This window comes from Agrilactobacillus composti DSM 18527 = JCM 14202 (assembly GCF_001436375.1).
In the GTDB taxonomy this organism is placed as follows: domain Bacteria; phylum Bacillota; class Bacilli; order Lactobacillales; family Lactobacillaceae; genus Agrilactobacillus; species Agrilactobacillus composti.
The window spans coordinates 1-22,633 of record NZ_AZGA01000077.1 but is presented as its reverse complement, the minus strand read 5'-3'; the positions used below and the strand labels follow the sequence as shown (position 1 = coordinate 22,633).

Annotated in this window: 21 protein-coding genes; 18 read left to right on the top strand and 3 right to left on the bottom strand. The window is 44.4% G+C overall.

What is annotated here, in order from left to right; genetic code table 11:
• Position 1: 1 nt before the first annotated feature.
• The 3 genes from alr to FC83_RS12580 all read left to right on the top strand — a co-directional run bounded on the left by alr (position 2) and on the right by FC83_RS12580 (position 1,890).
• A complete protein-coding gene (alr, locus tag FC83_RS12590; RefSeq protein ID WP_035452045.1) occupies positions 2 to 1,138 on the top strand; it encodes an alanine racemase in 1,137 nt (378 codons plus the stop codon).
• 81 nt (positions 1,139 to 1,219) lie between these two features.
• Positions 1,220 to 1,468 carry a hypothetical protein gene (locus FC83_RS12585; RefSeq protein ID WP_035452048.1) on the top strand — a complete coding sequence of 83 codons (249 nt, stop codon included), beginning with the start codon at positions 1,220 to 1,222 and terminating at the stop codon, positions 1,466 to 1,468.
• A 17-nt stretch (positions 1,469 to 1,485) separates the two neighbouring features.
• Positions 1,486 to 1,890 carry a type II toxin-antitoxin system PemK/MazF family toxin gene (locus tag FC83_RS12580; protein WP_052004563.1) on the top strand — a complete coding sequence of 135 codons (405 nt, stop codon included), beginning with the start codon at positions 1,486 to 1,488 and terminating at the stop codon, positions 1,888 to 1,890.
• Between the two features lie 83 nt (positions 1,891 to 1,973).
• Here the strand turns inward: FC83_RS12580 and cbpA are convergent, their stop codons facing one another.
• The gene (gene cbpA, locus FC83_RS12575; protein WP_035452051.1) at positions 1,974 to 2,645 is read right to left on the bottom strand and encodes a cyclic di-AMP binding protein CbpA; all 672 of its coding nucleotides are present in this window, start codon (positions 2,643 to 2,645) and stop codon (positions 1,974 to 1,976) included.
• A 117-nt stretch (positions 2,646 to 2,762) separates the two neighbouring features.
• Between cbpA and FC83_RS12570 the strand changes: the two genes are divergently transcribed.
• Complete coding sequence (locus FC83_RS12570; protein WP_057002839.1) at positions 2,763 to 3,428, top strand: O-methyltransferase; 666 nt, start codon at positions 2,763 to 2,765, stop codon at positions 3,426 to 3,428.
• A gap of 51 nt (positions 3,429 to 3,479) precedes the next feature.
• Here the strand turns inward: FC83_RS12570 and FC83_RS12565 are convergent, their stop codons facing one another.
• Entirely contained in the window at positions 3,480 to 4,856 is a 1,377-nt protein-coding gene (locus tag FC83_RS12565) for a L,D-transpeptidase family protein (protein WP_035452053.1), read from the bottom strand.
• A 188-nt stretch (positions 4,857 to 5,044) separates the two neighbouring features.
• Entirely contained in the window at positions 5,045 to 6,025 is a 981-nt protein-coding gene (locus FC83_RS12560) for an L-lactate dehydrogenase (RefSeq protein ID WP_081763039.1), read from the bottom strand.
• 282 nt (positions 6,026 to 6,307) lie between these two features.
• On the opposite strand from FC83_RS12560, the gene FC83_RS12555 reads away from it, so the two are divergent.
• From FC83_RS12555 to FC83_RS17110, 14 genes are all read left to right on the top strand, one after another.
• Positions 6,308 to 6,883, top strand: coding sequence for a hypothetical protein (locus FC83_RS12555; RefSeq protein WP_035452057.1), 576 nt, complete (start codon positions 6,308 to 6,310; stop codon positions 6,881 to 6,883).
• Between the two features lie 153 nt (positions 6,884 to 7,036).
• The gene (gene pth, locus FC83_RS12550) at positions 7,037 to 7,597 is read left to right on the top strand and encodes an aminoacyl-tRNA hydrolase (RefSeq protein ID WP_035452059.1); all 561 of its coding nucleotides are present in this window, start codon (positions 7,037 to 7,039) and stop codon (positions 7,595 to 7,597) included.
• 18 nt (positions 7,598 to 7,615) lie between these two features.
• Complete coding sequence (gene mfd, locus FC83_RS12545) at positions 7,616 to 11,146, top strand: transcription-repair coupling factor (RefSeq protein WP_057002838.1); 3,531 nt, start codon at positions 7,616 to 7,618, stop codon at positions 11,144 to 11,146.
• A gap of 8 nt (positions 11,147 to 11,154) precedes the next feature.
• Positions 11,155 to 12,753, top strand: coding sequence for a putative polysaccharide biosynthesis protein (locus tag FC83_RS12540; protein ID WP_035452061.1), 1,599 nt, complete (start codon positions 11,155 to 11,157; stop codon positions 12,751 to 12,753).
• A 1-nt stretch (position 12,754) separates the two neighbouring features.
• The gene (locus FC83_RS12535; RefSeq protein WP_035452063.1) at positions 12,755 to 13,027 is read left to right on the top strand and encodes an RNA-binding S4 domain-containing protein; all 273 of its coding nucleotides are present in this window, start codon (positions 12,755 to 12,757) and stop codon (positions 13,025 to 13,027) included.
• Positions 13,028 to 13,107: 80 nt separating this feature from the next.
• Positions 13,108 to 13,506: an FtsB family cell division protein gene (locus FC83_RS12530; protein ID WP_035452066.1), complete on the top strand. Its 399-nt coding sequence runs from the start codon at positions 13,108 to 13,110 to the stop codon at positions 13,504 to 13,506.
• A gap of 66 nt (positions 13,507 to 13,572) precedes the next feature.
• Positions 13,573 to 14,100: a S1 domain-containing RNA-binding protein gene (locus tag FC83_RS12525; RefSeq protein WP_035452069.1), complete on the top strand. Its 528-nt coding sequence runs from the start codon at positions 13,573 to 13,575 to the stop codon at positions 14,098 to 14,100.
• A gap of 90 nt (positions 14,101 to 14,190) precedes the next feature.
• Positions 14,191 to 15,573: a tRNA lysidine(34) synthetase TilS gene (tilS, locus tag FC83_RS12520; protein ID WP_052004564.1), complete on the top strand. Its 1,383-nt coding sequence runs from the start codon at positions 14,191 to 14,193 to the stop codon at positions 15,571 to 15,573.
• Positions 15,574 to 15,585: 12 nt separating this feature from the next.
• Complete coding sequence (gene hpt, locus FC83_RS12515; RefSeq protein ID WP_057002837.1) at positions 15,586 to 16,128, top strand: hypoxanthine phosphoribosyltransferase; 543 nt, start codon at positions 15,586 to 15,588, stop codon at positions 16,126 to 16,128.
• 75 nt (positions 16,129 to 16,203) lie between these two features.
• On the top strand, positions 16,204 to 18,420 hold the full coding sequence (gene ftsH, locus FC83_RS12510; RefSeq protein WP_035452071.1) for an ATP-dependent zinc metalloprotease FtsH: 2,217 nt from the start codon (positions 16,204 to 16,206) through the stop codon (positions 18,418 to 18,420).
• A gap of 116 nt (positions 18,421 to 18,536) precedes the next feature.
• The gene (gene hslO / locus FC83_RS12505; protein WP_057002836.1) at positions 18,537 to 19,421 is read left to right on the top strand and encodes an Hsp33 family molecular chaperone HslO; all 885 of its coding nucleotides are present in this window, start codon (positions 18,537 to 18,539) and stop codon (positions 19,419 to 19,421) included.
• An 80-nt stretch (positions 19,422 to 19,501) separates the two neighbouring features.
• Positions 19,502 to 20,521, top strand: a complete 1,020-nt coding sequence (gene dusB / locus FC83_RS12500; protein ID WP_057002835.1) for a tRNA dihydrouridine synthase DusB — start codon at positions 19,502 to 19,504, stop codon at positions 20,519 to 20,521.
• A gap of 65 nt (positions 20,522 to 20,586) precedes the next feature.
• Complete coding sequence (gene lysS / locus FC83_RS12495; protein WP_420805634.1) at positions 20,587 to 22,080, top strand: lysine--tRNA ligase; 1,494 nt, start codon at positions 20,587 to 20,589, stop codon at positions 22,078 to 22,080.
• 37 nt (positions 22,081 to 22,117) lie between these two features.
• Positions 22,118 to 22,270 carry a hypothetical protein gene (locus FC83_RS17110; protein ID WP_156405602.1) on the top strand — a complete coding sequence of 51 codons (153 nt, stop codon included), beginning with the start codon at positions 22,118 to 22,120 and terminating at the stop codon, positions 22,268 to 22,270.
• Positions 22,271 to 22,633: the final 363 nt, after the last annotated feature.

The following is a 22,633-nucleotide window of genomic DNA, read 5'->3' as shown; positions in this document are numbered from 1 at the left end:
AATGGTAGTTGGTAATTTACGTACCGCCCGTGTAATCGTTGATGAACAGGCAATTTATGACAATATTGATGCTGAAGTTAAGCGTTTGGATAAAGGCACCGAGTTATTTGCAGTGGTGAAAGCTGATGCTTATGGCCATGGCATGGTGCCCGTGGCGCGAGTTGCTAAAGCGGCTGGGGCCAGTGGCTTTTGCGTGGCCTTGTTAGATGAAGCTTTGGGCTTACGCCAAGCGAAGTTTACGGAACCTATTTTAGTGTTGGGCATTACCGACCCTGAGTGCAGTGCGCTAGCAGCCAGTGGCCATATCTCCCTTACCGTGGGTTCTAAGGCCTGGTTGGTCCAGGCCAAGGCCGTTATGACTAAAGAGGTCCAATTGCGCCCCTTAGCGGTGCATTTGGCCATTGACAGTGGTATGGGTCGCATTGGCTTCACTGAAATCTCGGAATTTCTGAAAGCCGTCCATTTTATGCAGGAAAATCCCGACTATTTTGAATTCGAAGGGGTCTTCACCCACTTTGCCACCGCTGATGAAGCCGATAACACTTACTTTGACAAACAAGTTACGAAGTTTAATGCTTATGTGGACGCCTTGGCTGATCGGCCCCGGTATGTGCATGTGTCCAATTCAGCCACCAGCCTGTGGCATGCCGCTTGCAATGGCAATTTAGTTCGATTTGGCGTGGCCTTGTATGGCTTGAATCCTTCCGGCCGGGGGATTGAAGACTTACCTTATCCGTTAAAGCCGGCTTTGAGCATTGAAACTGAATTGACTTTTTGTAAGAAAATCCACGCTGGCGATAGTGTCAGCTATGGCGCTACTTATACGGCTGAACAAGATGAATTCATTGGCACGATCCCCATTGGCTATGCCGATGGCTGGCTGCGGCGTCTGCAGGGCTTTCACGTTTTAATCGATGGTCAATTTTGTGAAATGGTGGGCCGCGTTTGCATGGATCAATTTATGGTCCGGCTACCCCAGGCCTATCCCACGGGAACAAAGGTCACATTAGTGGGGCAAAACCAAGATCAAACCATCAGTTTACAAGACGTCGCTGATTATTCAAACACCATTCACTACGAATTAGCCTGTATTTTAACGCCGCGTCTACCAAGGGTTTACCGGCCCTTGACAAAATAATTGACATTTAGGCCTCCTCAAATAACATAATAAGTGTTATGATATTTCTGCAGTAGATTTGTGATTGTGGAGGTATTTGAGATGGAGCAAAAGCAGTTGTTAGTCAAGGTTGATGCCAAACTAACGCAAGAAGTCGAAACTTATTGCAGCATCTATTCGGTGGATGAGCAAGAAGTGATTCAATCGGCCTTAAGTGAGTATCTCGAACAACGGCAAGAAACGATGCGGTCTTTGATAGCCGGATATACAGAAATGGCCAGCATCAATTCTGAAATATGTCAGGAATTTTCCGCTTGTGAATCTGAAGCTTATCTACACACCATTAATTAAGAGGGGGGACAGTGTCCATGGATCTTGTTGTGAAGCGCGGGGATATCTTTTATGCCGATTTATCACCGGTGATCGGTTCAGAACAAGGTGGTCTGCGACCCGTCTTGATTATTCAAAATAATGTAGGTAATCATTTTAGCCCAACTGTGATCGTCGCAGCTATCACGGCTAAAATCCAAAAACCCAAAATGCCCACCCATGTCGGCCTCGTGGCTAAGAAGGATGGTATTGAACGCAATTCCGTGGTGCTTTTGGAGCAGATTCGTACCATCGATAAGCAACGCTTAAAGGATAAGGTGACCCAATTATCCCCGGATAAGATGGCCGAAGTTGACCGTGCGTTGATTGTCAGTTGTGGCCTAGATGCAACTAGTTTGCAATCTAGTCACATACATAAGCAAGAAAATGCCAATCATAAATAATAAATGAACGGAAAAAAAGGATTAACCTCAATTTGCTCTGAAGTTAATCCTTTTTGATTTGGGCTTTAACAATAAGACTTGACTTATCTGGTAAAAGTATCGTTGTCCCGTAAAATTCGGTCATTTTGCAGATCATCAATTTCCACAACGGGGAAGCCTTTCTTTTCTAACCGTTCCACCACTAAATTGACCGTCGCTTCATCCACACCGGCTGGTAAGGTGAACAAAGTCCGCCGAACAAAGTTTTCTTCCTTGGCGTCTAGGGTCATACAACCAGAAATAGACACGTATTTGGCAATGATCTTAGACATTTGGTACAATTCACCTTGTTGGCCTGTGGAGGTCACGGTGAGGACATAACTACTGATGTTGATGTTCCAAGCCTCAGACAATGCCCCTAACAATTGGTTATGTGTTAAAATACCATAGAAGTTGTTATCTTCGTCTAAGACAGTGATATAAGGTAAGTCCTTGATATCAAAGAAGACACGGAAGAAAGGCGACTGGATGTTAATGGTCTTGGTGGCGTTTTTTAATAAATTAGTGACGGGTAAAGTCATATCACCGCCCCGAGATTTATGCCGATAGATATGCATTTTATAAATGTTGCCTCTGAAAAGCCGGCCGGTCTCATCTAAAATAGGGACACAGCGAAAGCCGGATTCTTCTAGGACTTTTAGAGCTTCTTCAAGCGTCGCAGTTTCTGGCACAGTGGTTAAAGATTCTTTACGACGAACTAAAGGTTTAATTAACATAAGGCGAACCTACTTTCTGGATAAATGGAATAATGAGTTATTTGCCTGAACAATCATACCATAGAAACGAACTTTAGTCAGTTTATCTTACAAAATTATTAGGAGCCTAAATACATTATGAGAAATGAAATGATGCACCGACCAGTGATTGATGAAAATATTTTAAATTTTCTACGACACCAACAGCAGCCCTTAACGGGACCATTGAAACAATTTGAAGATGAAGTTCACGCCCAGGGGGTACCAGTGATTCCTCATGAAACTGTCAACTTCTTTAGAGTTTTATTAAGAATCCTTGAGCCCCAGGCAATTTTAGAAATTGGCACCGCTGTCGGCTTTTCTGCCATCATGATGGCTTTGAGTACACCCGATACCACTAAAATCACCACCATTGATCGCTATGATGAAATGATCCAAGCCGCCCAGGCCAATTTTAAACGATTTGAACTTACCCAGCGCATTGAATTGCTACAGGGGGATGCGGTGGATATTTTACCTACCTTAAAACCGACGTATGATTTCATTTTCATGGATAGTGCCAAGTCCAAATATGTGACTTTTTTACCCCGGTGTTTAGAACTCCTATCCAAACGCGGCATCTTATTGATCGATGACATCTTCCAAGGCGGGACGGTCCTACAGCCTTTGAGTACGATTAAACATCGTAATCACGGCATCCACAAAAACTTGAACAAGTTGTTTGCAACTGTTTTTAATGATCCGACTTTAATTTCCAGCGTCCTACCCTTGGGGGATGGTTTGTTGCTGGTTACCAAAAAATAGCATAAAAAAAAGTTTCGAACTTTTAATTGTTCGAAACTTTTTTTATTTGAACTAGTAAACAATGACTGGTGTATTCATGGCCACATCCGCATAGACTTGGCTCATCACGCTAGGTGGGGTATTCACACAGCCATGAGAACCATGGTTCACATACCAAGTGCCACCATATTGAGGCTGCCATGAAGAATCATGCAAGCCCACACCAGTATAATCAATTGGCATCCAGTAGCTAACGGGTGAAGAATAAGGTGTCCCGTCATCGTTGGTACCTTTTAGATCAGTATTTCTAACTTTGTTCCAAACTACGAAGACACCAGATGGGGTATCTTGGCCAGGTTTACCTGTGACCACATCGGTACTGATGACTTGTTTGCCGTCTTTATAGACCCACATGTGTTGGGCAGATTTGCTAACTTCTACGTAAGTATTGCCAATATCTGTGCCCGCATCATTATAACCAAAGCCTTGGGTCAAAGGTTTTCTGGTGAAGTCTTGACCCTTGAGGATCTCAGCGCTTAAAGCGGCAGTTTCGCTGTTGACCTTTAAGCTCCAGCCGTAAGTACCAGCAGGGACTTTAACTTCAGTCCCGGCGGTGGTCTTAAAGTCGCGGGTCTTACCGATGGTGCTGTACTTAGTATTTAAGTCGCTGACATACTGCTTCACGCTAGCTTCATCTAATTGAATCTTGCCATCGTTATAAGTCAGCCAGCTACTAAGCTTCTCACTGGGGATCGTCACCGTATCATTGCCGATTTGATAGGTGGCTTTTAAACCAGCTATTTTTTTGATAGTTGCCAGGTTGCTTTGCAATTTGGCATTATCAGATAGAATTGTTGGTTTGGCATAAGCTGATTTCAGATCAACATCGGTCTTGCCTTCAGAGATGCTGGTTTGAATATCTTGCTTTAATTTTTGCTCATCAATATTGGTTCCATAGACTTCTTTTTTAATGCTAAAGGTATTATCCTTCTTAACGATTGTCGCATTTTCAGTCATGGTCCGATTATCCTTGGTTTTAGCCATGATATCATCATATAATTTCTGAGCTTTGTCCGAACTTAAATTTAACTTGTCCGGGCCTTCTTGACTAACCGGCGCTGCGATAGCAGTTAATGTCCAAGCCCAAGGATTTTGCTTAGCCTTTAACTGTTTGAGTTGGTTGGTGTAGTCGTGGTTGATGTCCAGATCAGAACCAGTAAAGGTCAAGAGGGTCTTATTGGCGTCCTTGACCTGATACTTTTGCGTTTTTAAACGTTGTTGCAAAAGTTGATTGGCTTGATCTGGGGTTTTGCCGGCAATACTGATGCCAGAATAAGTCGTGTGGGGCAAGAAAACATTTTGATAACGAAAGGTCATCAATAAGTAAACCAGTACCACCGCAAACAAACCGGCAATTAAGGCAACGGGTAATTTTTTCTTTATTTTCAAGGAGTTAAGTCCTCCATTCCTATGTGGTTATACAACGTATCATACCACCTAATGACAGCTTTGGCGACTTTTAAGCCATCTATAAAGCCGATATTTGGCTATCTTTATAAATTTATAATAGTCGGCATTTTGATTTAAAAAAAAGAGAACCGGTAAGTACCGATTCTCCTGTTTAGAAACATTTAAGACTATTGACGCGTAGCGATTTCACCTTTGGCAAAAGCATCGTCTAAAATCTTCTTTAATTGTTTCGCAGAAGACTTCATGCTTTCTTCTTCGTGGTCAGTTAAAGGAATTTGTAAGATTTCTTGGATACCATTGCGGTTAATAACGGCAGGAGAACCGATATAAATATCGTTCAAGCCATATTGACCATCCATGTAAACGGATAATGGTAAAACAGCATTTTCATCGTCTAAGATAGCGCGGGTGATCCGAGCTAAGGCAGTGGCGATACCGTAGAAAGTAGCACCCTTTAATTCGATGATCTTATAAGCCGCATCACGAACATCTTCGAACATGCCGACTAATTTATCTTCATCAATTTCTGGATGTGACTTCACGTATTCAGCGATCTTGATACCAGCAATGTTGGCGTGAGACCAAACTGGGAATTCGGTGTCACCATGTTCACCCATGATATAAGCATGGACGGAACGGGCATCAACGTTGACCAATTCAGCGATTGATTGACGGAAACGGGCTGTATCCAAAGAAGTACCAGAGCCAACGACTCTGTTCTTAGGAAAACCAGACATCTTCCAAGTGGCATAAGTCAAAATATCAACTGGGTTAGCAGCAACTAAGAAGATGCCATCAAAACCAGATTCAACGATTGGGTTGACAATGGATGATAAGATCTTCAAGTTTTTGTTAACTAAGTCCAAACGAGTTTCGCCTGGTTTTTGAGGTGCACCGGCTGTGATGACGACAACGTCGGCATCCTTTGCGTCAGAATATTCTGCTGAGTAGATTTCTTTAGGTTGAGTGAATGGTAATGCGTTGGACAAGTCAATTGCATCACCTTTTGTTTTATCTTTGAAAATATCCACGATACCGACTTCTTGGGCGATACCTTGTAATACTAAGGCGTATGCATAACTGGAACCAACAGCACCATCGCCGACAAGAATAACTTTTTGATGGTCCTTTTGTGTTGTAGCTGCCAAAATGATTCATCCTTTCTAGGAAACAAATTTTATCAAAAATAGTATAACACAATTTTCACGATGTCGGGGTATTTTCTGTATCTTTTTCATTTATTTCTTAGAATTCGTGAAAAAGACTGATACAGCAAGTGAAAGAACGTTACCACAGTAAAACTAGACTCGCTCAATAAAGAACAAATTTTGCATAAATATCACTTGCTTCTTGATACCTGACGTTTTGCCTTAAGTGCGGTATCCTGTTAAGGCATAAGTTGAATCTTAAGATAAATAGGGGGGCTATTGATGCGGGTTTTTACAGTGCAACTACCAGCAGTGATGCGGCAATTACAAGGACAAGGTATCGTGTATTCGGTGTTTCAAAAAGCAATTCCCCAGCAACGGCATTGGCATGATTTTAAACGGCCTTATCAATTCATTTACCAAAATTATGCGCAACAAAAGCATTATACGTTTGGTTGGAATCAGGGCCTTTTTTGGGCTTTTGATCGCTTTGATTACTTTAGTGGGGGCTATTATCGGGTCATGGCGGCCAATCGAGCCTCCCGATATTTACTCACATTGGATATACCTGATGAAATATGCCTGGCCTTTAGTAGCGATGCTTGGAATAGTTGTTTGAATCATGGTAACTTATTACAACGTCATGCCCAAAAGCCAGAAGGGTACGACTGGTCTTTAATGTTCGCCACCAATGCTGCCCAAATTATGGCCGCTGATTATCGATTGTTTTATCCTGAGGATGCAGCTGAAAGCGATGAAGCACTTGTGGGCGCTGTCCGAGAAGTTGTGTTTCCGTATATTCGTGAAAAATGGGTTCAAAAAGCAAAACATTTCCGGGGGAAAAGATCGCTTTTTTAAGCAAACATTAGTATTGGTCCTGGGCAGTGATCATTTGAACTCAAATCTCACGCCTCAATGGTAGTTATGGTATACTAAAACAACGCAAGTATCTAAAAAACCACACTAGGCTACCGTTGGCGGTCTGGTGTTTTCGAATTGTGGAGGACTATTTTGAAAATTATTGTTGGCCTGGGCAATCCAGGTAAACGCTATGCCCACACGAAACATAATGTAGGCTTTACCGTCATAGATGAAATCAGTCAAAAATTAGATCAAGCACTGACAAAAAAAGACTTTGAAGCTAAATTCACCAGCTTTCAATATAATGATGAAAAAGTATTTCTGGTCAAACCACTGACCTATATGAACGACTCTGGCCGTGCAGTGGGACCCTTAATGCGCTATTACCACATTGCCCCCAAAGACCTATTAGTCATTCAAGATGACATGGATTTGACCTTGGGCAAACTGCGGCTGCGGGCTAAGGGTTCTTCCGGGGGCCATAATGGGATCAAGAGTATTATCGCGGCTTTGCAGACAGAGTCTTTCAATCGCTTGAAGATTGGGATTCAACATCCTAAGCGCAGCAAAGTGGTGGATTGGGTGTTGACCCCTTTTGATCAAGATGATCAAATTACCATGGCTTCGGCCTTTGATCGGGCCACTGCTGCGGCCATTGCTTGGTTAGAAGGTGCCAGTCAACAAGATATCATGAACCGCTTTAATGGTTGAGTTAGGAGGGTTTTGCTTTTGAACTTAATGGAATTATTTGATCAAAGTGGTCAAATTTCACAAGTAGCTGATAATTTACAGCCAGATTTCCGGCAATTGGTCACTGGCCTAGAAGGCTCAGCCCGGTCAGTTTGGCTGGCGGGGCTTTTTCAAAAGGCCCAACGCAGTATTTTAGTGGTCTTGGCCAATAGTCAGCAATTGGATTATTTAAATAGTGATTTAAGCAGTTTAATTGATGAAGATCAGATCCAAACTTTTCCAGCGGCCGAGGTATTAGCTGCTGAAACTGCGTTTAGTTCACCAGAGTTTCGCTCCCAGCGAGTCATTACCATGAATCGCTTGGTGCAAGATCAGCCTACAATTGTCTTGACTACTTTAGCGGGCATTCAAAAGATTCTCCCAGACCCAGCCACCTTTAAACAATATGCCATTGAAATTGACATGGAATCAACAGTGGATCCCACCGATTTGACCCAAAAACTAGGTGTCATGGGCTATAATCGCCAGAAGCTAGTGGCCTCACCTGGGGAATTTGCCCTGCGGGGAGATATTATTGATATTTTTCCCATCAATGCCAGTTTGCCCATTCGCATTGAGCTGTTTGATACTGACGTGGATAGTCTGCGCAGCTTTGATCCAGAGACCCAACGCAGCATTGAAAAGCTGGATCAAGTGGAAATTCTACCGGCAACCGAGCTGGTCTTGACCAAAGCCCAGTTGACCCAAGCTGGGGACAAACTGCAAGCAGCCTTGGATCAGCGCTTGTTGACTTTAGAACAAGATCCTAAGTTGCAACAAGCCCTTGGCCAACAAGTACAGCATGTGATCGATCTACTGCAAAGTGGGGAGCGCCCAGAGAACTTGGGTTTGTTTATCCATGAATTATTGCCAAAGGTCCATACCTTGCTAGACTTCTTGCAACCTGACGACGTGGTGTTGGTGGATGATTACACCCGCTTACAAGAACAAAACCAGGCGCATATTGCAGAAACTGCCAATTGGCAGACGGACTTATTGGATCATGGCCAAATCATAACGGCCGAAAAACTGGACCAGGATTTTTTGAATCAATTAAAAAAAGATAAACGGCCGCGAATTTACCTATCTTTGTTCCAAAAGGGCATGGGCCGGTTACGTTTAGATAAAATTAGCAATTTAAAAGCCCGGACACCGCAAAAGTTCTTTAGCCAAATGCCCATGATCAAAACAGAAATGGACCGTTGGCGTAAAGATAAAGCTACGGTGGTAGTATTGATTGCTCAGGCGGCCCGTTTGGATAAAGTGGCCAACACTTTTCGGGATTTTGAAATTGACAGTCTCATGACGGGGCCGGAAGGGATTGAACCCCAACGCGTTCAATTGATTCCTGGCGTATTGCAATCCGGCTTTGAACAACCCGACAATAAAGTCGTGGTTTTAACCGAACAAGAGCTATTTAATCAACCTCCCAAGAAAAAAGTCCGCAGCTTGGCCATTGATAATGCTGAGCGGATCAAAAGTTATAATGACCTCAAACCTGGAGATTATGTGGTCCACGTGAATCATGGGATCGGGAAGTTTTTAGGCACCCAGACTATGGCTGTAGATGGGGTGAAACAAGACTACCTATCGATTTTGTATCAAAATAATGCCAAGCTATTTATCCCGGTATCCCAGTTAAACTTAGTCCAAAAATATGTAGCTTCAGAGGGTAAATCACCCCATGTAAATAAATTGGGCGGTACGGAATGGCAGAAGACCAAGCGTAAAGTTGCGGCACGGATCGAAGATATTGCCGATGATTTAATTGAATTGTATGCTCAAAGGGCCGCGGAAAAAGGCTTTGCTTTTTCCCCAGATAATGCTTACCAGCGGGAATTTGAAGCGGCTTTTCCTTATTCTGAGACCCCAGATCAATTGCGCAGTGCCGATGAAATAAAACACGACATGGAATCCAGCCAACCCATGGATCGCTTATTAGTGGGGGATGTGGGTTTTGGGAAGACCGAAGTGGCTTTGCGAGCCGCTTTTAAAGCTGTTCAAGATGGCAAACAAGTAGCTTTCCTAGTACCTACCACCATCTTAGCCCAGCAGCATTATGAAACCATGCTGGCACGATTTGCAGATTTCCCCGTATCTATTGGGGTGTTATCCCGGTTTCAGACCAAAGCCCAAATGACTGAAGACCTTAAAGAACTCAAAAAAGGACAGTTGGATATTGTGGTGGGGACCCACCGCCTGTTATCAAAAGACGTGCAGTTCAAAGATTTAGGGCTTTTGATCGTGGATGAAGAGCAGCGCTTTGGGGTCAAACACAAAGAGCGGATCAAGCAGTTAAAAGCTAATATTGATGTCTTGACCTTAACCGCCACACCAATTCCCAGAACGTTAAATATGTCCATGGTGGGGGTACGGGATTTATCCGTGATTGAAACGCCACCCACCAACCGGTATCCGATCCAAACTTATGTGATGGAACAAAATGCCGGAGCGACCCGCGAAGCCATTTTGCGGGAATTAGAGCGTAACGGTCAAGTCTTTTATTTACACAACCGGGTCAATGATATTGAACAGACCGTCAGTCGCTTGGAGGCCCTGGTGCCGGAAGCCACGATTACTTATGCCCATGGTCAAATGACAGAAAATCAGTTGGAAAATGTTATCATGAGCTTTTTGAATAATGAATTTAATGTGCTGGTGACCACGACGATCATTGAATCAGGGATCGATATGCCAAACGCCAACACCATCATTGTGGAAAATGCGGACCACTATGGCTTATCCCAGTTGTATCAATTGCGGGGCCGAGTGGGCCGTAGCAGTCGGGTGGCTTATGCCTATTTCACTTATCAGCCTGATAAGGTGTTGACTGAGGTCAGTGAAAAGCGGCTGCAGGCCATTAAAGACTTTACGGAACTAGGCTCTGGTTTTAAAATTGCCATGCGGGATTTGTCCATTCGTGGCGCGGGGAATTTGTTAGGTTCTCAACAACACGGCTTTATTGACAGCGTGGGGTATGATATGTACTCGCAAATGCTCTCAGAGGCTGTGGCCAAACGTCGGGGCAAACAGGCACCTAAACGCACGGATAGTGAAATTGAGCTGAAACTAGAAGCATATATTCCGGAGAACTATATTGAAGATGCCCAGCAAAAAATCGAAATGTACAAACGCGTCCGCCAGATCGACAGTTTAGCCGATTTAACGGAAATTCAAGATGATTTGATCGACCGCTTCGGGGATTATCCTGAACAAGTGACCCGCCTATTACAAGTGGCCAAGTTGAAGTTTTTAGCTGACCAAGCGCTGGTAAAACATATTGGTCAAAAAAATCAACGCTTAACAGTGACCATCTCCCAAAGTGGTTTTGAAAAGATCACAGGTGCCGGGGTCTTTGAGGCGTTAGCGAAAACGAAGATGCACGCCACGGTCAGTGATGTGCAAACGGCCGTCGAAGTGGTCTTGATCATCCAACCTAAAATGACCGTTGACGACTGGCTGCCCCAATTAACAGATTTTGTCGCTGACTTAGCCGCCCGGGTGGCGGTTAATGTGGATCAGCCGGCTTAGGAGTATCTATGGCTAAAAATAATGCAAAGAACTTAATGCGTGGGGCATTATTATTGTCGGTGGCATCATTGATTGCAAAAATCCTGAGCGCCGTTTACCGCGTGCCTTTTCAAAATATTGTGGGCAATACCGGCTTTTACGTCTATCAACAGGTCTATCCCATTTATGGTATCGGGATGACCTTGGCGTTATCTGGCTTGCCCAACTTTATTTCCAAATTAGTGGCGGAACAGGAGAGTATGGGTGCCCGCAAGCAAATATTGCGGGCTAGTTTTTGGATCGTGGGGGTTTTTAGCCTCTTGATCTTTTTGGGATTGTTTTTGAATGCCGCGGCCATCGCCCATATGATGGGGGATGGTGGCCTGGTGAGCTTGATTCAGGTAGTGGCCTTCATGTTCTTATTGACCCCCATTTTATCTTGCCTGCGCGGGTATTTTCAAGGCACTTTTGAAATGCGGCCTACCGCGATTTCGCAAGTGGTGGAACAGCTGTTACGGGTGGGGATCATCTTATTGGCAGCAGGGTTGTATGTGCACTTTAAATGGGGCGATTATCAAATGGGTGCAGTCGCCATGAGCGGGGCCTTGGTGGGGGGCTTGGCGGCGGCTTTAGTCATGGTTCCACGGTATCGCCGCGACCCCTTGGCCCAAGTTGCAGCTAGTCAAGCGCCCCTGAATTGGGGGCACTTGATTAAACGCTTTTGGGTAGAAGGCGGCGCCATTAGTTTATTTGCGGCTGCCATGGTGATCATGCAGCTGGTGGATTCTTTCACTGTCACAAAAGGGTTGATGCACAGCGGGTTAGGGGCCACGGTGGCCTTTGACCTCAAGGGGGTCTATGACCGGGCCCAACCTTTGGTCCAGATGGGGTTGGTGGTGACCATGGCCTTTGTGACCGCCCTATTGCCGGCTTTGAGTGCTGCCCGTTTGAATGATAAACCAGTTTTATTTATGAAATTGACCCAGCAATTGACCCATATTGCCCTGGCCCTCTCAGCAGCGGCCACAGTAGGTCTAATGGTATTAATGCCTTGGATCAACCGCCTGCTCTTTGGGGATAGCCAAGGTAGTTTGACCATTGCGATTTATATGATCAGTGTTATTCTAGTGGCCTTGATTAATGTCTTTAGTAGTGTTTTACAAAGTCTAGATCGTTTTAAAATTCCCACCCTGGCGCTGATCCTGGGTTTTGTGGTCAAACTTTTGATCAATCAAAAGCTGACTGAAGTCCTAGGCATCGCTGGTAGTGCCATTGCCACAGTATTAGCCCTTGGTGTGGTTGCTTTATTGATCTTTTTATGTACGCCGGCATATGTGAAACACGCAGTTTTTGCCCGGGGGTTCATTTGGAAGCTGTTGTTGATCGTAGGCGTCATGGGCTTTGTGGTGATCAGCGGTGCGGTGGGGATGCAAAGTTTTATGGCACTGACCCGCAGTAGCGCAGTGGTGATCACCTTGATCAATATGTTAGTGGGCTTGTTAGTTTTTGGGATTTTGTGTGTGGCTTTTAAATTACTCACCTTCAAAGAATGGCTGAGTTTGCCCCTGATGGGTAAGATGTTACGGCGTTGGTTGAATTACCGCGCTCATTTGAAAGGTAGGAAATAATATGCGTTTAGATAAATTTCTAAAAGTTTCACGAATAATTAAAAGACGGCCCGTGGCTAAAGAAATTGCCGATAAGGGTCGGATCTTGATCAATGATAAAGTAGCTAAATCTTCCACAGATGTAGCGGTTGGGGATAAAATTGAGATTCGCTTTGGCAATCGCACGGTGCAATTAGCGGTTAAAAATCTACGGGATTCTACTAAAAAAGAAGATGCCGCTGAGATGTACACTACCTTATCTGAAGAATATACACAAAAAGATAAGTTTATTTAAAGAAATAAGAAAATGTGCCAAAAGCTCACTGTTTGCGCTATACTAAACGTAGTATAGTTTTTTTACGGGAGATTAGGGCTATGTATGAGAAACAACCACCAAAGCAAAAGGTTCAGTCATTAGACAATCAATACATTCAAACCCAAACAGTTAAGCACATTGAAGCGCGCCGGCAAAGTTATGTCAAAAAAGTCCAGCGGCGACGCTTAACTTTGTTGGGCGTTGTTGTGCTGGCAGTGATCTTGGTATTGGGTATTCAAATTTTTAGAGCCCATCAAAATACCAATGCGCTACAGGCACAAACGCAGCAAAGCCAAGCTCAGCTCAAGGAAGTTCGCCGGCAAAATGCGGACTTCAAATTAAAGGTCAATGAATTAAATAATGCAGATTACTTGGAGAAAGTCGTCCGGGAGAAGTATTATTATTCTAAACCTGGCGAGATTATTTTCAGTCTGCCTAGGGATAAACCAAGCAACTAGGGTTGCGCACTTTTTTCAAAATGCTATACTTATTGTTACACAAACTAAGGAGGACTTTTCTGTTTTATGTCGATTGAAGTTGGCGAAAAAGTTAAGGGTAAAGTAACAGGCATCACTAATTTTGGGGCATTTGTCGATCTTGGTGATCACAAAACTGGTTTGGTTCATATCAGTGAGATTTCCGATAATTATGTCAAAGATATTCATGACGTTTTAAGCGTTGGGGATGAAGTTACTGTTAAAGTACTGACCATGAAAGATGGTAAGATCGGCTTGTCTATTCGTAAGGCCGAAGATAATCCTAAGCCAGTTCATGCCCATAATGACCATGGTAATCGCAGCGAACACGCTAATCGCACTGGCGAACATGCCAGCCATAGTCATACCAGTTCTAGTAATAATGGGCCTACTAAAAGTTATAATCGTAGACCAAATAGCAACAGCAACCAGTTTGGCGGTGGCAAAAAAGGTAGCGGTGGCTCAGATTTTGATTCATTGTTGACCGGCTTTCTCAAAGAAAGTGAAGATCGCCTAACATCTCTGAAACGCAATACAGAAGGTAAACGTGGCGGCCGTGGCGGTCGGCGCAGTTAGTTTAGTCATTGTTGTAACTGAATAGATTTTAAAATAGGGGTTGAGGCACGTTGTTGCTGTCAACGCCTTTTTTGTGTGAGGGAGGCCGTTATGAATCAATTGCCAGCAAGTTTTAAACAAAATATTCTGACCCAGCGACTATGGCAAAAAGACCAACGGGTCCTAATCGCGGTTTCCACGGGGGTGGATTCCATGGTTTTATTGGATCTTTGCCGCCACTTACCCGCTGATTTGCGGCCAAAGCTGGGGATTGCCTATGTGGATCATCACCTGCGGGCCCAAAGCCAAGCTGAAACCACATTCATCCAAGCCTTTGCCCAGCAATTACACCTACCCCTTTATGTGGCGGACTGGCCCAAAGTACAGCATCCTAAAGAAGGTATTGAAGCCGCCGCTCGGGCTTTTCGCTATGCTTTTTTTGCCCAGATCATGGCCGAACATAACTATGATAAGGTGTTAACGGCTCACCACGGGGATGATTTAGCGGAGACAATTTTAATGAAGCTAATGCGTTCAGGGGATTTGCCAGCTACTGTTGGACTGCCGGTCAAGCGGCCCTTTGGCAAGTTTGAACTGGTACGGCCCTTGTTAAATTTCAGCAAAGCGCAATTGTATGCTTACGCCAAGGCCCGCCACTTGGTTTATTTTGAAGATGTGACCAATCAGGCCGACACTTATTTGCGTAATCGGCTGCGGCATCAAGTACTGCCTAAATTAAAACAAGAAAATGCGGGGTTGTTAGACCATACCCAATATTTCTCCCAGAGCTTGGCCAGTCTGTTAGCCCTGCAAGCCACACTGATGCCAAAGCTGTGCCAAGATTTAGGGATCCAGGCCACGGCTTGCGGGCTAGTCGGTGCAGTTGGCCGGTTTCAAGACCTAGGGGCCAACGTGCAACTGGCCTATTTGCAAGGGCTGTGGCAGCATTTTTTTAAAGCCATCCCTTTAAAAGCTCAGCAAGCTCAGGGGATGTTACGCTTATTAAATGGTCAAAAACCGCAAGTGACCTTGGATTTGGAGGGGGATTTGGTATTCAAACGGGTCTATGACCGCTTCTTTATTCAAAAAAATCAGACTTTAGCAGTAAGCAATCCTGACCATTTTCAGCTAGAATTAAACCATTGGCAGAGCTTGCCAGATAATTCAACCATTGGTATCTTTGAAATAACCTCTGAGCAAGTGGACCCGGCTGCTGTTTTAACGCAAACAGTGACGCTGAGCCCAGCTGATTTTCCCATCACCGTGCGGCGCCGTCAACCCGGGGATCGCTATCAATTGCCCAATGGTCACCATGGCAAAGTTAAGAAGCTATTGATCGACCGCCATGTCCCCAGTGATAAGCGCGATCAGCTGTGGCTCGTTTTTGCCAAAGACAACTTGATCTGGATCCCAACTTTCCGATTTTTTCAATTGTTTCAAACCACTGAAACTGATAGAATAAAATTCATGTTGTGTTTTAAGCAAAATCGTTAAAGGGGCGTTATCATGCAAGAGGATATTCTCAGAGTTTTGTACTCTGAAGATGAAATCAAAAGCACTGTTTCTCGGCTTGGCTCAGAGATCAGAGCGCACTACCAAGGCAAAAATCCCTTACTCATTGGTGTTTTAAAGGGTGCCATTGTGTTTATGACGGATTTAATGCGGGCCATTGATGACTTCGTTGAAGTCGATTTTATGGACGTTTCAAGTTATGGTAGTGCGGCGGTCAGCTCTGGTGAGGTCAAAATTCTCAAGGATTTGGATACATCAGTTGCTGGTCGTGATATTATAATAGTTGAAGATATTGTAGATAGTGGTCGCACCCTCGACTATTTGATCAAGCTCTTCCAGACCAGAGCGGCGAAATCCATTGCTATTTGTGCCTTAATGGATAAACCTGAAGGCCGGGTTGTTAAGGATATTAAAGCAGATTACGTTGGTTTTAGCGTGCCAGATGCATTTGTTGTGGGCTATGGCTTAGATTTTGCTGAAAAATATCGGAATCTGCCTTATATCGGTATCTTAAAGCCCGAGGTTTACAAACAATAACATCGTCATCCCAATAAGTTTGTGCTATTATGCTCTTAAACGTGGGTTCGATGACCTAAAAATAGGAGGGAATATATGAAGAATAAGAAAAATGGGCTATTTGGGAATAGTCTATTTTACATCTTTATGTTTGTGGTCATTATTGCAATTGTTGGCTGGTTTGTGGGCAACAACAATAGTCAATCACAATCACAAAGTGTTAGCTCATCGCAATTCGTCAAAGATTTGCAGAGTAAAAAGGTGAAGTCTTTTTCCATTCAGCCAGCTAATGGCGTGTACAAAGTGAATGGGGTCTATCAAAAAGCTCAGAAAGTTAAGACTGATAATAGTAGTTTCGGTTTGCTTTCTGGCAAAAGTGATAGCTCTGTGACCCACTTTAATACCACGATTTTAACTTCTGACTCATTGGTGAACCAAGTCAATGCAGTTGCTAAGAAGAATAATGTGGCGATTAATACCAATGAAGAGTCCCAATCTGGGATGTGGATCTCGGTATTGACGATGCTGTTGCCAATGGCCTTCATTGCTATCTTCTTGTATATGATGATGGGTCAAGCCGGTCAAGGTGGCGGCGGCAATGGTCGGGTTATGAATTTTGGCAAGTCCAAAGCAAAACCGCAAGATCCTAAGAAAAACAAGGTTCGTTTTTCCGATGTGGCCGGTGCTGAAGAAGAAAAACAAGAATTGGTGGAAGTTGTTGAGTTCTTAAAGGATCCCCGCAAGTTCGCCTCACTTGGTGCCCGCATACCGGCTGGTGTCTTACTAGAGGGCCCTCCTGGTACTGGTAAAACTTTGCTGGCCCGCGCCGTTGCCGGTGAAGCCGGCGTCCCATTCTTCTCAATTTCTGGTTCAGACTTCGTGGAAATGTTCGTCGGGGTCGGGGCTAGTCGTGTCCGGGATTTGTTTGAAAATGCCAAGAAGAATGCCCCATCCATTATCTTTATTGATGAAATTGATGCCGTTGGGCGTCAACGTGGTGCAGGTCTTGGTGGCGGTCATGATGAACGTGAACAAACCTTGAACCAATTGTTAGTTGAAATGGACGGGTTTACGGGTAACGAAGGCGTCATCGTCATCGCTGCTACCAACCGTTCCGATGTCTTAGATCCAGCCCTTTTGCGGCCAGGTCGTTTTGATCGTAAGATCTTGGTTGGCCGGCCAGATGTTAAGGGCCGTGAAGCCATCTTGAAAGTCCATGCCAAAAACAAACCATTTGCCGACGATGTGGACCTAAAGGAAATTGCCCGCCAAACACCAGGTTTTGTCGGGGCCGATTTGGAAAACTTACTTAACGAAGCTGCTTTAGTGGCGGCGCGGCGAAGTAAGAAGAAGATCGATGCCTCCGATATTGATGAAGCCGAAGATCGGGTGATTGCCGGTCCTGCTAAAAAGGATCGGGTCATTGCACCGAAAGAGCGGACCATGGTGGCATACCACGAAGCGGGTCATGCGATCATTGGGTTGGTCTTAAGTGATTCGAGAGTTGTCCGTAAGGTTACTATCATTCCTCGGGGCCGTGCCGGCGGTTATGCCATCATGTTGCCAAAGGATGATCAATTCCTGTTAACCAAGAAGGAATTGGATGAACAAATTGCTGGGTTACTTGGTGGCCGGACTGCTGAAGAAATTATCTTTGGCGCCGAATCCACAGGGGCCTCTAATGACTTCGAGCAAGCTACACAAATTGCCCGGGGCATGGTCACCCAATATGGGATGAGTCCAAAACTGGGGACAGTTGCCTTAGAAAGCGGCGGCCAACCATTCGTGGGAGCTGAATTTGGGCAAAACCCAGGTTATTCCCAACAAACAGCCACATCAATTGACGATGAAGTTCGTCGGATCATTGATGAAGCCCATGAACGGGCGCGCAATATCATCGAAACGCACCGTGATCAGCATAAAGCCATCGCTGAAGCTTTGTTGAAGTATGAAACTTTGAACGAAAAACAAATCTTAAGCTTGTTCAAGACTGGTAAAATGCCTGAAGGTGAAGATTCCGATGAATTTCCAAGTGAAAGCGCTGGGACCTTTGAAGAAGCTAAGAAATTAGCTGAACGCAAAGATGCTGAAAAGCAAGTCGCTGAAGAAGCTGAAAATGCTGAAGCTAAATCAGATGCTGATACGAAACCAGCAGATGAGACCAAAGCCGATGCCGCTAAAACAGATACGGCTGACCAGCCAACTACTACCAAAACAGCGCCTGACACACCAACTGATGATCAGTCAGCTGAAAAGCCAGCCGAAAATAAAACACCTGATTCAAAAGATCCGGATCATCATGATCCTGCATAAATAAGTTAAAAATAGGACTGAGGCCACCGTTGTTTGAAACAACGGATGATTCAGGCCTATTTTTTTACCAGTTTGTGGTAAAATAACAAAATTGACATAAAGGAGCGACAAAATAAATGAGTGATTATTTAATAAAAGCAATTAGCCAAGATGGGCTCTTACGGGCTTATGCTGTGGATGCTACCCAGTTGGTATCCGAAGCCCAACAGCGTCACGACACTTGGAGTGCCAGTTCGGCTGCTATGGGTCGGACGATGATCGGGACGTTATTGATCAGTTCAGGGATGCTGCAAGGGGATGAAAAACTTACCACCCGAGTCATGGGCGATGGACCGGTGGGGGCTATCGTGGTAGATGGCAATGCCTATGGGGATATTAAAGGTTATATTTCGGAACCCCATGTGAACCTACCGTTAAACTTGGTGGGTAAGATTGATGTGAAACGGGCGGTGGGCACCAATGGCATGCTCAGCGTAACCAAAGACTTGGGTTTAAAGGAACCTTTCACCGGGCAAGTTCCCCTGGTATCCGGTGAATTAGGCGAGGACTTCACTTATTATTTAGCCAAGTCCGAACAGATTCCTTCGGCCGTGGGCTTATCCGTGTTTGTCAATGCAGACAATACCATCGGCGTGGCTGGGGGCTTTATGATCCAAGTTTTACCCAATGCTGATGACCAACAGCTCAGCCAACTTGAAGCCAATCTAAAGGCTTTACCACTGGTTTCCGAATTACTTCGGGCCAAGCAGACCCCAGAAGATATTTTAGCGCTGATTTTAGGGGCAGGGAATGTGAAGGTTCTAGAAAAAATGCCAGTACAATTCAAGTGTAACTGTTCCAAAGCCCATTTTGGGGCGATCATGGCGTCCTTAGGCCAAAGTGAATTACAACAAATGATTGACGAAGACGGCGGCGCTGAAGCGGTCTGCAAGTTCTGCGGCAATAAGTATCAATACAGTGTTGCCGATTTGCAGGCACTCATGGGCCAAGCTGAAAAATAATTTTTGAAATAACAATAGGTTTTATGGTAGCATTATGACTATCAGTGCAAAGTTTCTGACGATTACAGGAGGTCAAAAGTATGGAGTGGAATATTGGTGATGTGACGATACCAAATCAGATCGTCGTTGCGCCAATGGCTGGCATTACCAACGCAGCTTTTCGGATTACCGCCAAGGAATTTGGGGCGGGGCTAGTTGTCTGCGAAATGATCAGCGATCGGGGTATTATGCACCACAACCAAAAAACGATGCATATGTTGTTTGTGGATCCAAAGGAGCACCCGATTAGTATTCAAATCTTTGGGGGCACCAAGGATACGTTGGTTGAGGCGGCGGAATTTATTGATCAAAAAACCAGTGCGGATATCATCGATATCAACATGGGTTGCCCGGTCAACAAAGTGGTTAAAACAGATGCTGGCGCTCACTGGCTTTTGGATCCAGATAAGGTCTATGAAATGGTAGACGCCGTGGTGCGGCATGTGCATAAACCGGTGTCGGTTAAAATGCGTACCGGCTGGGATGCCGATCATATCTTGGCGGTGGAAAATGCTTTAGCTGCACAAGCTGCCGGTGCCAGTGCGCTGGCAATGCACGGCCGGACCCGGAAACAAATGTATACGGGTCATGCCGACTGGGATTTATTGCAAAAAGTAGCGCGTCAACTAACCATTCCCTTTATGGGGAATGGGGATGTGAAGACGCCCCAAGATGCCAAACGCATGTTGGATGTTGTCGGCGCTGATGCGGTCATGGTTGGCCGAGCAGCTTTAGGCAACCCTTGGGTCTTAAAACAGATGTTAGCGTACATTGAAACTGGGGAATTATTGCCAGAGCCTACCCCTAGAGAAAAAATTGCCACGGCTAAATTGCAATTGCAACGCCTAGTAGCACTAAAAGGTGAAAAAGTTGCCGTGCCTGAATTTAGACAACAAGCCGCTTACTATTTGAAGGGGATTCCCCGGGCAGCTAAAACCCGGGCGAAGGTCAATGCGGTAATGACGCAACAAGAAGTGATTGATATTTTAGATGACTTTGTGGATCAAGCTGAAGTGCGACTGGCCGAAAAGGCAGCTCACCAGTTATCCCAAGGTGCTTAGATATAAAATTTTAAAAATGTGTGAATAGGAGTGAAGGTTCATTGGCCAAGAATGAAAACAAAGAGATGAACGATCAATTAAAAGTCCGGCGTGAAAAGCTACAAGAGCTTATCGATGAGGGCGTTGATCCATTTGGTCATCGTTTTGAGAGAACAGATTTAGCAAAGACGTTAAATGATAAATATGGGGCTGAGGATAAAGAAGCCTTAGAAGCCAAACCAATCGAAGTAACCATTGCCGGTCGGATGCAGACCAAACGTGGGAAGGGTAAAGTTGGCTTTGCCGATTTACATGATCGCACGGGTAAGATTCAAATTTACGTGCGTAAAGATACCGTTGGCGAAGAAAACTACCATATTTTCAAACGCTCTGATTTAGGTGACTTTTTGGGTGTAACCGGTGAAGTGATGCGGACAGACACTGGGGAATTGACCGTCAAGGCCACCCATGTGACTTTCTTGTCGAAAGCTTTGCGGCCATTACCGGATAAGTATCATGGCTTAACCAATGTAGAACAAAAATATCGGCAACGTTATTTGGACTTGATTGCCAATCCCGACAGTTTTCAACGCTTCGTCAAACGGACCAAAATTATTAATGCCGTGCGGCAATTTTTAAATGGGGAAGGCTTTATGGAAGTAGAAACCCCTGTATTGCATACCACTGCCGGTGGGGCGACGGCTAAACCTTTTATCACCCATCACAATGCCTTAGACATTGATTTATATTTGCGGATCGCATTGGAACTCCATTTGAAGCGTCTGATCGTCGGCGGGATGGAACGTGTTTATGAAATTGGCCGGGTCTTCAGAAATGAAGGGATCGATACCAAACATAATCCGGAATTTACAGAATTAGAAAGTTATGCCGCTTATTTTGATTTCACCGATGTCATGGTGGAAACTGAAGGCATTTTTAGAGCTGCCGCTAAATCCGTGGATGAAACTGGTATCATCACTTATCAAGGCCAACCCGTTGATTTGAACAAGCCGTTCCATCGGATCCACATGGTTGATGCCATTAAGGCGGTAACTGGTGTGGATTTCTGGCCACAGATGAGCTTAGATGAAGCTCATCAACTTGCGGATGAACATCATGTCCACTACGAAGCTTATTGGCAAGTTGGCCACATCATCAATGCTTTCTTTGATGAGTTTGTAGAAGATACATTAAAAGAACCGACTTTTATCTATGGCCATCCAATTGAAGTGTCACCATTAGCCAAGAAGAGCAAAAAGGATCCACGTTTTGTGGACCGCTTTGAATTATTTATTGCCGGTAACGAATATGCCAATGCCTTTACCGAATTAAATGATCCCATTGACCAACGCCGTCGTTTTGAAGCCCAGGCTGCTGAACGGGTCGCTGGTAACGATGAGGCCCAAGGAATCGATGAAGATTTTGTGGAAGCTTTGGAATACGGTATGCCACCAACAGGCGGATTGGGTATCGGGATCGATCGGTTAGTGATGTTGCTGACCGACGCCCCATCCATTCGGGATGTCTTATTATTCCCAACCATGCGTCCAGAAAAAGATGAAACTGATCCAGAAAAATAGTGATGAACTAAAGCCACTCTGAAAATGGGTGGCTTTTTTGATAGGTGCTTGGTCCAAAATAATTACAAAGGCAGGTGTGGCGAAATTAAGTGGCTTTTCAATAAAAACGGACGAACATTTAACTACCTTGATGAATGTTCGTAAAAAAATCCATATTATGCCTATTATTACCGAAAATCAAATTGCATAATTATAGATTAAGTTCGGAATTATGCAAAAAAATGGGAACAATATTCAGATGAAAAAAAGTTTGATATTTTATTGACAAGCCTAGCTTATCTTGGTATGATTACATAGTTGTCTTGAAGAGATGTGCAATGCATAAATATTCAAAATGCTGAATTCAGTGCTTGACATCGCATTTGACGGCTGGTATGATATATAAGTTGCTGTCGCAGGCCGACGATGAATATTAATTCAAAAAGATGAATTAATATGTTGACATTGACGATGACATCTGATATAATATAAAAGCTGTCTGATGACGGCGACGAAAAGTAGGTCTTTGAAAACTGAACAAAGTTTCGATTTACCAAATGTGCAGGCTTCAACT

Excerpts from the sequence above, each read along its gene's own strand:
- FC83_RS12585 (WP_035452048.1), top strand. The coding sequence starts at position 1,220 with ATGGAGCAAAAGCAGTTGTTAGTCAAGGTTGATGCCAAACTAACGCAA.
- FC83_RS12540 (WP_035452061.1), top strand. The coding sequence starts at position 11,155 with ATGGCTAAAAATAATGCAAAGAACTTAATGCGTGGGGCATTATTATTG.
- hslO (WP_057002836.1), top strand. The coding sequence starts at position 18,537 with ATGAGTGATTATTTAATAAAAGCAATTAGCCAAGATGGGCTCTTACGG.
- cbpA (WP_035452051.1), bottom strand. The coding sequence starts at position 2,645 with ATGTTAATTAAACCTTTAGTTCGTCGTAAAGAATCTTTAACCACTGTG.
- dusB (WP_057002835.1), top strand. The coding sequence starts at position 19,502 with ATGGAGTGGAATATTGGTGATGTGACGATACCAAATCAGATCGTCGTT.
- FC83_RS12530 (WP_035452066.1), top strand. The coding sequence starts at position 13,108 with ATGTATGAGAAACAACCACCAAAGCAAAAGGTTCAGTCATTAGACAAT.
- tilS (WP_052004564.1), top strand. The coding sequence starts at position 14,191 with ATGAATCAATTGCCAGCAAGTTTTAAACAAAATATTCTGACCCAGCGA.
- hpt (WP_057002837.1), top strand. The coding sequence starts at position 15,586 with ATGCAAGAGGATATTCTCAGAGTTTTGTACTCTGAAGATGAAATCAAA.
- alr (WP_035452045.1), top strand. The coding sequence starts at position 2 with ATGGTAGTTGGTAATTTACGTACCGCCCGTGTAATCGTTGATGAACAG.
- lysS (WP_420805634.1), top strand. The coding sequence starts at position 20,587 with ATGAACGATCAATTAAAAGTCCGGCGTGAAAAGCTACAAGAGCTTATC.
- FC83_RS12535 (WP_035452063.1), top strand. The coding sequence starts at position 12,755 with ATGCGTTTAGATAAATTTCTAAAAGTTTCACGAATAATTAAAAGACGG.
- FC83_RS12580 (WP_052004563.1), top strand. The coding sequence starts at position 1,486 with ATGGATCTTGTTGTGAAGCGCGGGGATATCTTTTATGCCGATTTATCA.
- FC83_RS12555 (WP_035452057.1), top strand. The coding sequence starts at position 6,308 with ATGCGGGTTTTTACAGTGCAACTACCAGCAGTGATGCGGCAATTACAA.
- ftsH (WP_035452071.1), top strand. The coding sequence starts at position 16,204 with ATGAAGAATAAGAAAAATGGGCTATTTGGGAATAGTCTATTTTACATC.
- FC83_RS12525 (WP_035452069.1), top strand. The coding sequence starts at position 13,573 with ATGTCGATTGAAGTTGGCGAAAAAGTTAAGGGTAAAGTAACAGGCATC.
- FC83_RS12570 (WP_057002839.1), top strand. The coding sequence starts at position 2,763 with ATGAGAAATGAAATGATGCACCGACCAGTGATTGATGAAAATATTTTA.